The 14,638-nt window shown below is 42.6% G+C and carries 12 protein-coding genes and 1 tRNA gene; 10 read left to right on the plus strand and 3 right to left on the minus strand.

What is annotated here, in order from left to right; all coding sequences use genetic code 11:
• Positions 1-116: 116 nt before the first annotated feature.
• Positions 117-1,244, minus strand: a complete 1,128-nt coding sequence (locus tag GJV22_RS16355; RefSeq protein ID WP_163716255.1) for a glycosyltransferase family 4 protein — start codon at positions 1,242-1,244, stop codon at positions 117-119.
• A 93-nt stretch (positions 1,245-1,337) separates the two neighbouring features.
• On the opposite strand from GJV22_RS16355, the gene GJV22_RS16360 reads away from it, so the two are divergent.
• The 3 genes from GJV22_RS16360 to GJV22_RS16370 are packed head-to-tail and all read left to right on the plus strand — an operon-like array spanning position 1,338 to position 5,678.
• A complete protein-coding gene (locus GJV22_RS16360; protein ID WP_163716258.1) occupies positions 1,338-2,780 on the plus strand; it encodes an oligosaccharide flippase family protein in 1,443 nt (480 codons plus the stop codon).
• Complete coding sequence (locus GJV22_RS16365) at positions 2,777-3,418, plus strand: DUF3267 domain-containing protein (RefSeq protein WP_163716261.1); 642 nt, start codon at positions 2,777-2,779, stop codon at positions 3,416-3,418. The genes GJV22_RS16360 and GJV22_RS16365 overlap by 4 nt, the downstream gene beginning before the upstream one ends.
• A gap of 46 nt (positions 3,419-3,464) precedes the next feature.
• A complete protein-coding gene (locus GJV22_RS16370; RefSeq protein WP_163716264.1) occupies positions 3,465-5,678 on the plus strand; it encodes an APC family permease in 2,214 nt (737 codons plus the stop codon).
• 65 nt (positions 5,679-5,743) lie between these two features.
• On the opposite strand, the gene GJV22_RS16375 is transcribed toward GJV22_RS16370, so the two are convergent.
• A tRNA-Ala gene (locus tag GJV22_RS16375) sits at positions 5,744-5,817 on the minus strand.
• A 120-nt stretch (positions 5,818-5,937) separates the two neighbouring features.
• Here GJV22_RS16375 and GJV22_RS16380 point away from each other — a divergent pair.
• The 3 genes from GJV22_RS16380 to hflX all read left to right on the plus strand — a co-directional run bounded on the left by GJV22_RS16380 (position 5,938) and on the right by hflX (position 8,737).
• Positions 5,938-6,615 (plus strand): energy transducer TonB, encoded by a 678-nt coding sequence (locus GJV22_RS16380; RefSeq protein ID WP_163716267.1) that lies wholly within the window; start codon positions 5,938-5,940, stop codon positions 6,613-6,615.
• 138 nt (positions 6,616-6,753) lie between these two features.
• On the plus strand, positions 6,754-7,440 hold the full coding sequence (locus tag GJV22_RS16385) for an energy transducer TonB (RefSeq protein ID WP_163716270.1): 687 nt from the start codon (positions 6,754-6,756) through the stop codon (positions 7,438-7,440).
• A 73-nt stretch (positions 7,441-7,513) separates the two neighbouring features.
• Entirely contained in the window at positions 7,514-8,737 is a 1,224-nt protein-coding gene (gene hflX, locus GJV22_RS16390; protein WP_163716272.1) for a GTPase HflX, read from the plus strand.
• 105 nt (positions 8,738-8,842) lie between these two features.
• Here the strand turns inward: hflX and GJV22_RS16395 are convergent, their stop codons facing one another.
• Positions 8,843-9,400 (minus strand): 30S ribosomal protein S16, encoded by a 558-nt coding sequence (locus GJV22_RS16395; RefSeq protein WP_163716275.1) that lies wholly within the window; start codon positions 9,398-9,400, stop codon positions 8,843-8,845.
• Between the two features lie 270 nt (positions 9,401-9,670).
• On the opposite strand from GJV22_RS16395, the gene GJV22_RS16400 reads away from it, so the two are divergent.
• The 4 genes from GJV22_RS16400 to ppk1 all read left to right on the plus strand — a co-directional run bounded on the left by GJV22_RS16400 (position 9,671) and on the right by ppk1 (position 14,635).
• The gene (locus GJV22_RS16400; RefSeq protein WP_163716278.1) at positions 9,671-10,357 is read left to right on the plus strand and encodes a hypothetical protein; all 687 of its coding nucleotides are present in this window, start codon (positions 9,671-9,673) and stop codon (positions 10,355-10,357) included.
• A gap of 132 nt (positions 10,358-10,489) precedes the next feature.
• Positions 10,490-11,579 (plus strand): peptide chain release factor 2 gene (gene prfB, locus GJV22_RS16405; RefSeq protein ID WP_394367552.1). Its coding sequence is split into 2 segments (ribosomal slippage): positions 10,490-10,543 and positions 10,545-11,579, totalling 1,089 coding nucleotides; the frame shifts between segments, so codons are not numbered across the junction.
• The gene (locus tag GJV22_RS16410; RefSeq protein WP_163716284.1) at positions 11,572-12,174 is read left to right on the plus strand and encodes a GNAT family N-acetyltransferase; all 603 of its coding nucleotides are present in this window, start codon (positions 11,572-11,574) and stop codon (positions 12,172-12,174) included. The genes prfB and GJV22_RS16410 overlap by 8 nt, the downstream gene beginning before the upstream one ends.
• A gap of 64 nt (positions 12,175-12,238) precedes the next feature.
• Positions 12,239-14,635 carry a polyphosphate kinase 1 gene (ppk1, locus tag GJV22_RS16415; protein WP_163716287.1) on the plus strand — a complete coding sequence of 799 codons (2,397 nt, stop codon included), beginning with the start codon at positions 12,239-12,241 and terminating at the stop codon, positions 14,633-14,635.
• The last annotated feature ends 3 nt before the right edge of the window (positions 14,636-14,638 follow it).

Genomic DNA, 14,638 nt, shown 5'->3' on the forward strand with positions numbered 1-14,638 from the left:
CGGAATGCAAAAATCCTCAGAGAAATGCAATCGAACGAGATTTTTTGCATTCCGCTGCGCTTTGTTCCTTATTGGTGGGATGGAAAACCGGTACTGGACGCTTTCGGACAAAACCGCTAGCTGTTTAAACAAATCTGGATGCTTCCCCACAGTATTTCGGCGGTTTTATCCCAACTAAACTTTTGCTGTTGCTTTTGGCCTTTCAGGATGAGTGTTTCGCGCAGTCCGTCTTCCTCGGCAATCCGGATCATCGCTTCTTTAATTTGCGATACCGCGAAAGGGTCGGCATAAAGAACGGCATGACCACCAACCTCGGGCAGCGAAGTGGTGTTGGAACAAATGACCGGGATACCGGCACTCATCCCTTCAATAACCGGAATCCCAAAACCTTCGAAAAAGGGCACAAAAGTAAGAGCCATTGCAGCACCCAAAACCTGGTGTAATTCTTCATTGGGCAGTCGCCCGGTGAACACCACGTCGTTTCGGTGGCGCATACCTTCATGTGTTTTTACAATGTCATCGGTTTTAAACATGGCATCGCCGGTAATCAGTAATTTGGTGTCGCGGCTGGTTGAGGTTCGGTACGCATCGAACGCCCGTAACAGTCCGCAAATGTTTTTCCGTGGATGCAGTGAACCGACGTACAAAAAATACGGAATTCCGTTGGTGTATTTATTTCGGGTTTCGGCCTGTTCGTCAGCGCTGGTTGGGGTATAAAGCGTATTGACCCCGTTGTAAACCACATCAATATCGTCCGGATCGACATGGTACGTTCTTACAATATCTTCCTTTGAATAAAACGAAACTGTTGCAATGCGGTTAGCTCTTTTGGCGAAACGCGGAAAAAAGTAGTTGTAATATCGTGCATACCAAAACGGTAAATCTTTTGGGCGGTGTGCAAAATTGATGTCGTGAATAACTGCCAATTGTTTCACCCGCGTGTTTAGCGATAAATAGCCATCGGTTGACAGAAAAAGATCGGCTTTATATTTCCGAAGAACCCGGGGGATTTGCAATTCAAACCAAATAAACCAAAGAATCGGATGCCGGGCGGGCGGGGAAACGACAACCGGAGTGACATTTTCCGAGAAGATGAACTCTTTGTCATAGGGCCGGTCAAAAATAAAGATGAACTGGTGTTCCGGGTGGTTCCGGGTGATTCGGTAGAGTGTTTCACGGGTAAACCAGCCAATGCCTTCAAGCTTGCCTTTTAGTAATGTTCGAGTATTGACCGCTATGATCATGGTTCGTTAGTTATGGTGTTTTATCTCAAATGTACAAAGTCTGGTCAAATTTTTTTTACATTTAAGCAATTAATATGCTAAAGCAAACAGGCCTTGAAGCGAAAGTTTTTCACTAATCTTCTCTTGCTGCTCACCTTAAATCTGTTGATTAAGCCTTTTTGGATTTTAGGCATCGACCGGACGGTGCAAAATGTCTTGGGAGCTGAAGACTACGGGATGTATTTTTCCTTGTTCAACTTTTCGCTGGTGTTGAATATTTTCCTCGATCTTGGCATTACCAATTTCAATAACCGGTCTATTGCCCGGCATCGTCAGCTGTTGCCAAAGTACCTGAGTTACCTGGTTAGTTTGAAATTTTTGCTGGCTATTTTCTATGCCTTCATTTGCCTTCTGGTGGCTTTCGTTGTCGGTTATAATGAGCGGCAGATTCATTTGTTGTACTTCTTGATTTTTAATCAGTTCCTTGTTTCATTGATCCTCTACTTGCGTTCAAATATCAGTGCGCTCCATTTTTTTCGTACCGACAGCTTCCTATCGGTGCTCGACCGAACATTGATGATTGTTTTGTGCAGCATGCTGCTTTTTACCAATTGGCTGGGAGGCTATTTCTCGATTGAGTGGTTTGTATATGCGCAAACGTTGGCTTATGGGATAGCGATGCTAACAAGTTTGGGTTTCGTCATTTTTTATTCCGGAGCATTTCGATTGCGATTCAATTGGCGAATCTACGCCTCGTTTTTAAGGCAGAGTTTTCCGTTTGCCTTGTTGGTGCTTTTCATGTCGGTATACAGCCGCGTTGATTCAGTGTTGCTTGAGCGTTTTTTGCCCGAAAATGGAAGTGTGCAGGCCGGAATTTATGCACAGGCATTTCGCTTGCAGGATGCAGCTGCCATGATCGGCTTGTTGTTTGCCGGTCTGTTGTTGCCCATGTTTTCGCGAATGTTGAAAAAGAAAGAGGAGATCGATCATCTGTTGCGTTTTTCGACTGAACTGATCATGGTGCCAACGATCCTGATTATGGTCATCTCAAATTTTTACTCCGCAGAAATTATGGCATTGCTTTATCATCAACATACTGCGGAATCAGCTGGTTTGTTTGCTAAATTGATGATCGGTTTCGGCGGAATCTCGGTGACATATATTTTCGGCACCTTGTTAACTGCAAACGGAAATTTGAAAATTTTAAACTTGCTTGCTCTGGGTTTCATGGTTTTCAATGTCGGGTTGAATAGTCTCTTAATTCCAAGGATGCAGGCTGAAGGTGCGGCATTAGTTGCGATGCTGACACAACTGGGCATCGCTGTTGCTCAAATACTGCTAGTGTTAAAGTATTTCAAACTGAAATTGAATTATCTTTTGCTCTTACGCTTCGCCGGATTTTGTTTGTTTACGGTGTTGGCCGGTAAAATCAGTCTGTTCTTCGAGAACTGGTTGTTGGGGGCGTTTTCTGTTTTATTCTTTGGCTCTATCTATGCGATGTTGGTGAAGTTATTAAACTTGCGCGCATTGCTTGAAATATTAAACGAGAAAACATGAGGCACTACACTCCTGATGATTTGACGAAGGACTCCGAATTTGAACTGTTGAAGGTGGTCGACCAGAGGCAGATCAAATCCTTTATTTACGAACAGATTTATGAGCCAACAAAGCTGTTGCGTTATTACGGTATCTACCAGATTGCGATGTTGGTGCTCTACGTTGTTTTACTTGCGATCTCCATATGGTCTGCCACGCGTGGAGTAATGGAACCACTCTGGTGGATGCTTGGAGCATTAGTTTTTTCGTTTTCCGTATTAATCGTGTTGCATGAACTGTTCCATGCGGTAGCTTATCGGTTAAATGGAGTGAAAAAGTTGAAGGCAGGAGCCCTTTGGCGGAAGTTTATTTTCTATGTGGCTGCCGACCGGCAAGTGGTCGATTTTACCGTGTTTAAGCGAGTCGCTTTAGCGCCATTTTTAGTTGTTAATTTGTTGACGATTATGCCGGGAATTTGGCTTTGGGAACATCCCGCTTGCTATTTCTTTTTCAGTTTAATGTGTCTGCATTCGCTTTTTTGTGCCGGCGATATTGCGATGCTTTCTTTTTACTACAGGCATGCTGATAAAACAATTTATAATTTTGATGATCTGGCCGAGGGGAAAACTTTTTTCTATACGCTTAAAAAGGCGTCATAATGTGAGGCTTTTAAACAAGCAAGCTGTATTTTAGTTTGAATATATTATGAGCGATAAAACAAAAGCATTTGGAACAGCGCCGGTATTTTTTACGGCAATTTCCACCATTCTTGGTGCGATCCTTTTTTTGCGATTTGGATTTGGTGTGGGAACACTCGGTTTTTGGGGAGTTATCCTGATCATTTTGGTTGGTCACCTGGTGACTGTTCCAACGGCTTTGGCCATTTCGGAACTGGCAACCAATAAGCGGGTCGAGGGAGGCGGAGAGTATTTTATTATTTCCCGTTCTTTTGGGTTGAATATCGGGGCAACAATTGGGATTGCTCTTTATCTTTCGCAGGCTATTAGCGTTGCTTTCTATGTAATTGCGTTTACCGAATCGTTTGAACAACTTTTTAACATAGTCAAATATAATTATGGCTGGGATTTGCCACGGCAAGTGGTGAGTCTGCCAGCAATGGGAATTTTGGCATTGCTTATTCTGAGAAAAGGTGCCAATATGGGGGTCAAAACTCTTTATGCTATTGTTGGGATCCTCGCTGTTTCTTTGGTCATGTTTTTCATGGGGAGGACTGAATATGCAGATATTTCGACCTTTAACGTCTTTAAGGCTGAGTTCAGAAACATGGACCAGTTTTTCTTCATTTTTGCTATCATCTTTCCTGCTTTTACAGGAATGACTGCAGGTGTTGGTTTATCCGGAGATCTGAAAAATCCGGCTAAATCGATCCCTATCGGAACAACAGTGGCCACACTTGTTGGCATGGTCGTGTACGTCTTTATATCCTGGAAACTGGCTTCCTCTGCGTCCGAAGTTGATTTGCTAAACAAGCAACTGATTATGGGCGACATCGCGATTGCCGGGAGTATTGTTGTTCCTATCGGATTGGCTGCATCAACGATCTCTTCGGCTATTGGCTCAATTCTGGTTGCACCACGTACTTTGCAGGCTTTGGCGGTCGATCAGTCTTTTCCAAACAGACATGTGAACAACTATTTGGGAGCAAATGATAAAAAGGGAGAGCCAAAGAAAGCGGCTATTGTGACTATTGTTATTGCTTTTGTATTTGTAGCTTTGGGTAATGTGAACATTGTAGCCCGAATTATATCCATGTTTTTCATGGTAACTTATGGTTCACTTTGTTTGATTTCGTTCTTAAACCATTTTGGATCATCTCCATCTTATCGCCCATCTTTTCGCTCACGTTGGTACTTCTCGCTCGTTGGTTTTGTGACATCTCTTTATGTGATGTTTAAAATCGATACTGTTTATGCATTGGTGGCTTTGTCATCCATGGCGGTGATTTACATGATCGTCGATTATTTTCACAAAGATCGGAAAGGATTAGAGATCATCTTCACCAATTCCATCTTCCAGATCAACCGTTCTATGCAAGTTTTTTTGCAAAAAGCCAGGAAACGAAGTTCGTTCAAAGAATGGCGTCCGAGCTCAATTTGTATCAGCGATCGCAGTTTCGACCGGAAACATGCTTTTCGGTTACAAAACTGGCTGGCCTACAAGTACGGTTTTGGAACCTATATTCATTTAATGGAGGGCTATTTCTCGAAGTCAACAAATTTGGAAGCCCGGCAAAACCTGGCTAGTTTGATTAGCCAATTCGACCGGATTGAAAGCCATGTTTATGTTGATACCATTATTTCGCCTTCGTTTACTTCAGCCATTGCCCAAGCCATTCAGTTACCGGGAATTGCAGGGATGGAGAATAATATGCTGATTTTTGACAGTGATGTAGAAGACGAGCATAGTTTGGCGCGCATCATAGACAATTATGCCTTGGTAAATGCCGGCGATTTTGATGTGTTGATCCTTCGGACAGGCAAAAAACGGATTGATACCCGGAACGATATTCATGTGTGGTTGCAACGAACCGACGAGCACAACGCCAATCTCATGATTTTACTGGGTTTCATTATTGGAGCTCATCCCGATTGGAAGAAAACCAACATCAAGATTTTTGAAGTCTCGAAGCTTGAAGATATTGAAAAGAGTAAGGTTGAGCTGCAGGAGTTGATCGTTAAAGGACGTTTGCCAATTACGCTCAAGAATATCGAAATTCTGGAAGAAAAGGCTGGAGTGAACATCAAAGAGATGATCAATCAGCGTTCAATAGATGCCGGATTGGTGATTACCGGTTTCCGTGGTGATCATTTGAAACACGATGGCCGCAAAATATTCGAAGGATATGAAAGTAATGCTGTTTTGTTCGTCAACAGCCATGATGAAAAGACGATAGAGTAATTGTGGAGCAAGTGCCGTAAACTAAAAACGCATTACAGAAATTCTGTAATGCGTTTTTACTTGTGTGGAGAATATCGGAATCGAACCGATGACCTTTTGACTGCCAGTCAAACGCTCTAGCCAACTGAGCTAATCCCCCATTATTTTGTCCGGCAAATATAATAATATTTTTAAAACAGCAACTGAAAACCTAATCTTGGTTTGATTTTTGTTTTTGTAGCATCGATTCACCCCAATTAGAAACCTAAATATCAAAGCTATGAAAACGAAAAAATCGCCAAAGGCCGATTTGGAACGGAATCGTTCTACCTTCTTTTTTGTCGGGCTAGTTCTTTCGCTTGGGCTGGTGCTGGCCGCGTTCAGTTTTAAATCTCCCCTTGAAGCAGCCCCGGAAGTGGAATCCGTAAATTGGGACCCGCCCGAAGAAATCATTATTCCTGTTACCAGACCTGAAGAAGAGAAAGTTGAAATCGCTCCTCTAACGATCAAGGATATTGTTGTTGATTTGGAGGAAGGGCAAGAGGAAATCAATTTTGACAATTATTCTGACGAAGCGAATGTCGGTGATTTATTTGAAGTAAATCCGGTGATATCCAATCGACCTGCTGAAACGGAAGAAGCAACTGTTGTCGTGATTGCCGAACAGATGCCCCAGTTTCCTGGCGGAATGCAATCGTTGATAAAGTTTATTGCGAGCGCCGTCAAATATCCGGCTTTAGCGCAGGAGACCGGAGTGCAAGGAAAGGTCTTTGTTCGGTTTGTTGTCAACACCGATGGAAGTATTACCGACGCCATGGTTGTCAGATCTTTGGATGCCTCGCTCGATCGGGAAGCACTTCGGGTGGTCAACAACATGCCTCGCTGGAAGCCCGGAATGCAGAATGGTAAGCCGGTTCGTGTCATGTATACAGTGCCGATTAATTTCGTTTTGCAATAGAATTATAACTCAAAAAAAGAAAATGTAATGGAAACAATATTTTGAGGGGCTAAATATTGATTTTGTCGAATATTTTCTATCTTTAACCCCTCAAAGTAAAAATGTTTCTGTCACAGAATAAACTTCTAAAACTGAATTATGGAATTGAAGAAATCACCAAAAGCTGATCTCGAGAGCAAAAGGAATATTTTTGTTCAGATCGGTCTTGTGATCTCTCTTGGGATAACATTACTTGCTTTTGAATGGACTACCCGGGTGGAGCAAGCTGCTTCTCTGGGAACGATGGTACAGCAAGATGTTGAAGATGAGATCATTCCGATCACCCGTCAAGAAGAGGTAAAACCACCACCACCACCACCACCACCAAAAGTGGTTGAAGTGTTGACGATTGTAGATGATGACACAGAGATTGAAGAAGAGCTGGATATTGAAGACACTGAAGCCGATGATAATACGGTGATTGACGTGGCTCCGGTTATTCAACAAGAAGCTGAAGAAGAAGAAGAAAGCGAAGTATTTTTCATTGTAGAAAATATGCCGGAATTCCCTGGTGGCGAATTGGCACTTCGTAAGTTTATTGCCAATGCGATCAAATATCCTGTAATTGCTCAGGAAAACGGTGTTCAAGGTAAAGTTTACGTGAACTTCGTCGTTGATAAAGATGGCTCTGTTACACAGGCACGTATTGCACGTGGTGTTGACAGTTCATTGGATAAAGAAGCATTGCGCGTTGTTAACAGCCTTCCGAAATGGAAGCCAGGACAACAAAGGGGAAAACCTGTAAGAGTTTCTTATACGGTTCCTATCAGTTTTGTATTGCAGTAAATCGCATTTCAATATAAAAATCCTGGTTTCGTTTTTTCGAGGCCAGGTTTTTTGTGTTTTAAACTTAAGTTGAATGATTGACACTTCTCCACAACAGGAAACAGCCGTTCTGGTTGGTCTTATAAATAAAGATCAAGACGAAAGACAGGCACAAGAGTATTTGGACGAGCTGGAATTTTTGGCAGACACTGCCGGTGCTGTTGTGAAAAAACAATTTTTCCAACGGCTCGATGTTCCCAATTTTGCCACATTTGTGGGATCGGGAAAGCTGGAGGAAATTCAGAATTATATCAAGATTCATGAAATTGACAGCGTCATTTTCGATGATGAATTAAGTCCGACCCAATTGCGGAATATCGAACGCGAACTGCAGTGTAAAGTGCTGGACCGGACGAACCTTATTTTGGATATTTTTGCGAAGCGTGCCCAAACTGCTCATGCAAAAACGCAGGTTGAGTTGGCGCAATATCAATATATGTTGCCGCGATTGACCCGAATGTGGACCCACTTGGAGCGTCAGCGTGGGGGGATTGGAATGAGAGGGCCCGGTGAAACACAGATTGAAACGGACCGTCGGATTATTTTGGATAAAATTGCCCGGTTGAAAGAACAGCTCATCAAAATTGACAAGCAGAAGGCGACACAGCGCAAAAACAGGGGAAAGCTGGTGCGGGTAGCCTTGGTCGGTTATACCAACGTTGGCAAATCTACTATCATGAACATGATGGCTAAGTCGGAAGTTTTTGCCGAGAATAAGTTGTTTGCCACCCTGGATACGACAGTTCGTAAAGTAGTTATTGGAAATATTCCTTTCTTGCTTTCAGATACAGTTGGCTTTATTCGGAAACTTCCCCATGGATTGGTTGAGTCCTTTAAGTCAACTTTGGATGAGGTTCGTGAAGCCGACCTCTTGGTTCATGTGGTTGATATTTCGCATCCGGGGTTTGAAGAGCAGATTGATACGGTCAATCAAACACTGAGTGAAATTGATACCGGAAATAAGCCCACTATCTACGTCTTCAATAAGATTGATGCCTTTGACTATGTGCACAAGGAAGAAGATGATTTAAGTCCGAAGACAAAAGAAAACTATTCGTTGGAAGACTGGAAGAATAGCTGGATGGGTAAGAAAAATACGCCGTCGTTGTTTATTTCAGCGGTGCAAAAGCAAAACGTAGATGATTTTAAAAAGACCTTGTACGAGGAAGTGCTTAAAATTCACGTGACCCGTTTTCCATACAATGACTTTCTGTATGATCCGGAGTGGATTGTTGATCCGGAAAAAGACGAAGACTAAATTCAACTCAAAATAGAGGATAAGAAAAAAGCGATGGAAATTCCATCGCTTTTTTTATGTCGTTCTGTATTAAGTTCAAATCTTAAAAACAGTGCCGACCCTGCTTTACTCTGCTGCGTTTTCGCCTTCAGCAGTTGCGTCAGCTTCAGGAGCTTCTTCTGCAACTTCTTCAGTAGCAACAGCAGCTTCAGCTTCAGCAGCCAATTCTGCGTTTTTCTTGGCAATTGCTTGAGCTCTTTCAGCATTAATTTTTGCTTCAGCTTCCAAGCGGGCAGTTTTTGCATCAGTGTCCTCTTTAGACAAGCGATCTTTTTTAGCCTGGATTTTTGTTTCTTTATCAGCAACCCATGCTTTAAAGCGAGTTTCAGCTTCTTCTTCAGAGAATGAACCTTTGGCAACTCCACCAAGTAAGTGTTTCATGTACAGTACACCTTTGTAAGAAAGAATAGCTCTTACAGTGTCAGTTGGTTGGGCACCTTTGTTAAGCCAGTTTAAAGCTTTATCAAAATCAAGATCGATCGTAGCAGGATTTGTGTTTGGATTATAAGATCCAATCCTTTCAATGAAACGACCATCTCGTGGTGCCCTGCTATCAGCTATCACAATGTGATAATAAGCGTAACGTTTGCGACCATGTCGCTGCAATCTGATTTTTGCTGGCATTGAATTAAATTTTAAATGATAAAAAAATGTGGCGCAAAGATAGTCTTTTATTTTATATGTCGAAAAGTCTTTTGCGTTTTAATGAAATTGAGAAACAATATTAACTGAAAAATCTTTTCTTTATTTGATAAGAGGCATAAATTCAGGAGATTAGTGCGATGATGAGTTGTTTTTAATCTTTAAGGAGGAAAAAAATACAGATCGGCCGCAACCCTTTTAGTCATTTCTCATCTACCTTTGGAAAGACCTTAAAAATTTTAATAGAAAGCTATGGAGAAATTAATTGCAAAATTGTTCGTTGCAGCAGCAATGATCACCTTGGTTTCATGCTCAAGTGAAGAAGTTATCCCAAAACCATACAGCGATGCTTTTATCGTAACAGAAAATGTTAGTGGTGTAAATTTGTATCGGATGGCCTTTTATACTTACGCCAACGTTTCAATGAGTTCTGTTGTGGTAGAATCAGAGTCGGGAGAAACTTTCAGTCTGAAATCACCCAGTGGTTATACCTATGAATATTATTTGGAAACGTTGAACAACAGCGAATTTTCCGAGATTGGAGAATATTCGTTTACGGTGACTCCCGATAAAGGAGACGTTGTTACCAATAGTGATGTGGTACTTAATGAAGCGATAGAACCGATTGAAATGACAAAATGTGCATTTAGCACAACAAACAATCGGATTGAAGTAACGTGGGATCCAAGCGAGGATGTTGATTATGCCGTTCTTATTTTGCGCGATGCCAATGAAAATGCAGTGTACTATAGTAGTGCGCTTTCAGCGACTGCATCAAGTGCCTATATTACCTCAAGCGGATGGTCTAATGGTTATGCTCCGGTGGATGGAATAACCTATTCCGTTGAGTTGAATGTTTTCCAGCTTGAAGGAAGTACCAGTGATTTTTTGCAATCAAAGGCTATCACATCTCAGGATGTCGTTTGGGGACAAGAGTAAAACGAATAATTTAGCTGAATACAAATAGCGGACAGCCTTGGTGTTGATCCGCTTTTTTTTAGGGGATAAAGTTCTTTTAATTGAATTATCTGCCTGTATTTTCTAATTTTGCCTTTCACTAAAATAAAGACTATGATTTTAAAGGAGCAGCTTAAAGAGCTTGCTGAGCGCCGGGATGCGCTGAGGAGGCATCTTTGACTACGATGCAAAGCTATTACAACTAAAAGAAGAAGAACTCAAAACGCAGGATCCTGATTTTTGGACCGAATCCAAGAAGGCAGAGGAGCAGATGAAAGAGATCCGCTCGATAAAGGTTTGGACTGACGGTTTTGAGCAGATTGAAAAATCACTTGATGATTTGCAGGTGTTGTTTGAGTTTTACGAAGCTGAAGAAGTCTCGGAAGAAGAGATGAACGAGCAGTTCGTTGAAACGCTTGAGCACATTGAGCAACTGGAAGCAAAAAACATGCTTCGTAAAGAGGAGGACAAACTCGGAGCAATCTTGCGGATCAACGCAGGAGCCGGAGGAACCGAAAGTAACGACTGGGCTGACATGCTTATGCGCATGTATCTGCGTTGGGGAGAGAAAGAAGGTTACAAGGTCAAAGTTTCCGAGTTTAATGCAGGCGATGAAGTTGGTGTGAAAAACTGTACGATTGAATTCGAAGGTGATTTCGCATACGGATACCTGAAGAGCGAGAATGGTGTTCACCGCCTGGTGCGTCTGTCGCCTTTCAATGCTCAAAATAAACGAATGACGTCGTTTACTTCAGTTTTTGTAGCTCCTTTGGTCGACGACACCATCGAAATTGAAATTAACCCATCCGATATTACCTGGGACACTTTCCGATCCGGAGGTGCGGGAGGTCAGAATGTGAATAAGGTGGAAACCGGTGTTCGCCTTCGGCATGCCCCAACAGGAATTATTATTGAAAATACCGAAAGCCGCTCGCAGTTAGGTAATAAGGAAAACGCCATGCGATTGTTGAAATCGCAGTTGTACGAGCTGGAGTTGCGTAAACGTCGCGAAACAAGCGATGCTATTGAATCGCAAAAGAAGAAGATTGAGTGGGGGTCGCAGATTCGTTCTTATGTCCTTCAGCCTTATAAGTTGGTGAAAGATGTGCGAACTGCTCACGAAACCGGTAATGTACAGGCAGTTCTTGACGGGGAAATCGATGGCTTTATTAAGGCATTCCTGATGCAATTTGGCGATGAATAGAAAGGTTGACATTCGAATGGCATTGCCTGACGATGCCGCTGATATTTTAGAGATTTACAGACCATTTGTTACCGGCACTGTTGTTACTTTCGAAGAGCTTGTTCCAACTGTTGAAGAGTTTCGGCAGCGAATAAAGACGGTTCTGGAGGAAGCTCCGTATCTCGTTTGCGAGATCGACGGGGTGATTGTTGGTTATGCTTATGCTTCAGCTTATCGAACCCGGGCTTCTTATCGTTGGAATCGCGAGGTGACTGTCTACATAAATCCCGATTTTCAAGGGATGAACATCGGAACGGCACTTTATACAGCGCTGATCGCGATGCTGAGGATGCAGCATTATGGCAATTTGCTAGCCGTTGTCACGTTGCCGAACGAGGGGAGCGCCCGGTTGCATGAACGAATGGGCTTCAAGGCCTGTGCTGTTTTTAACCAGGTAGGCTATAAAATGAACAAATGGCACCAGGTTGGGTGGTGGGAATTGGCGTTGGCTGATCCCGATGAGAAGCCTCTTGAACCTGTACTTCTAAAGGATATTGATGATAATATTGTTTGGGATAAAATAATGCGGGATGCGGCGGATTTAGTGAAGATTTAGTCGGTTTTCCTTGAGCATTTCAAAAAAATCTGCTTACTTGTAATATTCAGCAAAGGCTTTTATCATGAAGAAACCGGATTCTTATATTAATCGTGAAGTTAGTTGGTTGTCGTTTAATGCACGGGTTTTGCAGGAGGCGGAAGATCCAACTGTGCCTTTGTTCGAACGACTTCGTTTTCTGGGTATTTTCTCTAATAACCTGGACGAGTTTTTTCGGGTTCGGGTAGCCTCTGTTCGACGCATGGTTGATTTTGGTGACGATGGAAGCATTTTGGGTGATTATACGCCGGAAGAGCTGCACGAGAAAATCTATGAAGATGTTTATGCTCACCAGCGCAAATCGCAGGTTATTTATAAAGAAATCATGGAGGAGATGGCTGCAGAGAACATCTTCATTGTTGATGAAACCCGATTGACCAGCGAACAGGGCGTATTTGTGAAACGCTATTTTCATGAGAAGGTATTTCAAAACCTGGTTCCGATCATGCTCAGCGACGAGCATAAATTTCCGTATTTACGCGACCGTTCAGTTTACCTGGCTATAAAGTTATCGCGTTCCGATAAGCCTGATAAATTTTCGTACGCGTTGGTGCGTGTGCCGAGTATTTCGCTTACTCGTTTCCTTGTTTTGCCACCGCGCAACGGGAAAAAATATGTGATTTTACTTGATGATATTATTCGCTATTGTCTGCCGGATATTTTTCCGCTGTTTAAATACGATAAGTTCGAAGCTTATACGATAAAAGTTACCCGCGACGCGGAGCTTGATCTTGACGACGATATCTCGAAAAGCTTTATCGAGAAAATGGAATTGGGCTTGAAGCGGCGGAAATTGGGTACTCCGGTGCGTTTGCTGTACGATATCAATATGCCGGATGATTTTCTGAATTTTATTATTAGCAAAATGCACCTTGATCCGGAAGATACTGTTCCTGGTGGACGTTATCACAACCACAAGGATTTTATGAATTTCCCGGAGATTGGGGCCCCTCATCACTATTATAAAAGATTGACTCCGGTTCGGCATAAAAATCTGCCACCACATGATAGTATTCTGAAGAAATTGCGGCAGGGTGACATCATGTTACATTATCCCTATCAAAGTTTTAGTCACTTTCTGGATTTGCTTCGCGAGGCAGCCATCGATCCTAAAGTTGTTGAAATCGGGATTACCATTTATCGGGTGGCCGATAACTCACGAGTTGTGAATGCGTTGCTTAATGCAATCCGAAACGGGAAGAAAGTGACCGTTATGATTGAGTTGCAAGCTCGGTTCGATGAGGAGGCCAATATTTATTGGTCGAACAAATTGCAGGAAGAAGGTGCCCATGTTATTAATGGTGTGCCCGGGTTGAAAGTGCATTCCAAAATTGCCTGGATCAAGCGGAAGGAAAAAGGTGCATTCCGGAACTACGCCTATGTGGGAACCGGTAATTTCCATGAAGGAACAGCTCGGGTATACGGAGATGAAGGCCTGCTGACTGCTGATGCCCGAATTGCGGATGAGGTCGCGAGACTATTTTCTTTTTTCAAGCACAATTACCGGAACGATCAATACAAGCATATTATTGTTAGTCCTTTTCGGATGCGGGATTTCTTCAGTGAACTGATTGATAAAGAAATCGAAATCGTTAAATCGGGACGTCGGGGGTATATGCTTCTAAAAATGAATAGCCTGATTGATCCCGACATGATGGACAAAATTTACGAAGCAGCTCGGGCTGGTGTCAAAATCCGTCTGATTATTCGGGGAATTTTCGGTTTGAAAACAGAAGAAGAAGGAATTCGCGAAAATATTGAAGCAGTCAGTATCGTCGATAAGTACCTGGAGCATTCTCGGGTGTTTATCTTTGGAAATGGCGGCGACGAAAAAATCTTTATCTCATCCGGTGACTGGATGCCTCGTAATTTGAATCGTCGTATTGAAGTGGCTTGTCCAATCTACAATCACGAAATCAAGGATGAATTGCGGAAGATGCTCAAAATTCAATTGCGCGATAACACGAAGTCCCGCATTCTGGATAATTCGCTATCGAATACTTATAGCAGGGTCGAGGTTGAAGGACGTTTTCGCGCGCAGGAAGATTTTTATCAATACATAAAAGAAAAACACCACTTTATCATGAAAATATATCACAATCCACGTTGTTCTAAAAGTCGTGCCGGGCTGCAGTTTTTGGAGGAAAACGGGTATTCCACTGAGATTGTTAACTATATGAAAGATGGGATTTCGGAAGATGAGATTCGTTCAATCCTAAAACTGACAGGGCTGACAGCGATTGAATTAGTGCGTACGCAAGAAGAAATGTATCGGACTGATTACAAGGGAAAAGAAATCAGCGACGATGAATGGATAAGCATCCTGTCGGCCAATCCTAAATTGTTGAAACGACCAATCGTGGTGAATGGCAAAAAAGCTGTTTGGGCTCAGCCGGTTGAGCTGATTGATAGAATTCTCTAGTTT

This window comes from Mangrovibacterium lignilyticum, assembly GCF_010882175.1.
GTDB lineage: Bacteria > Bacteroidota > Bacteroidia > Bacteroidales > Prolixibacteraceae > Mangrovibacterium > Mangrovibacterium lignilyticum.

Excerpts from the sequence above, each read along its gene's own strand:
- GJV22_RS16380 (WP_163716267.1), top strand. The coding sequence starts at position 5,938 with ATGAAAACGAAAAAATCGCCAAAGGCCGATTTGGAACGGAATCGTTCT.
- GJV22_RS16395 (WP_163716275.1), bottom strand. The coding sequence starts at position 9,400 with ATGCCAGCAAAAATCAGATTGCAGCGACATGGTCGCAAACGTTACGCT.
- GJV22_RS16370 (WP_163716264.1), top strand. The coding sequence starts at position 3,465 with ATGAGCGATAAAACAAAAGCATTTGGAACAGCGCCGGTATTTTTTACG.
- ppk1 (WP_163716287.1), top strand. The coding sequence starts at position 12,239 with ATGAAGAAACCGGATTCTTATATTAATCGTGAAGTTAGTTGGTTGTCG.
- GJV22_RS16410 (WP_163716284.1), top strand. The coding sequence starts at position 11,572 with ATGAATAGAAAGGTTGACATTCGAATGGCATTGCCTGACGATGCCGCT.
- GJV22_RS16400 (WP_163716278.1), top strand. The coding sequence starts at position 9,671 with ATGGAGAAATTAATTGCAAAATTGTTCGTTGCAGCAGCAATGATCACC.
- GJV22_RS16385 (WP_163716270.1), top strand. The coding sequence starts at position 6,754 with ATGGAATTGAAGAAATCACCAAAAGCTGATCTCGAGAGCAAAAGGAAT.
- GJV22_RS16355 (WP_163716255.1), bottom strand. The coding sequence starts at position 1,244 with ATGATCATAGCGGTCAATACTCGAACATTACTAAAAGGCAAGCTTGAA.
- GJV22_RS16365 (WP_163716261.1), top strand. The coding sequence starts at position 2,777 with ATGAGGCACTACACTCCTGATGATTTGACGAAGGACTCCGAATTTGAA.
- hflX (WP_163716272.1), top strand. The coding sequence starts at position 7,514 with ATGATTGACACTTCTCCACAACAGGAAACAGCCGTTCTGGTTGGTCTT.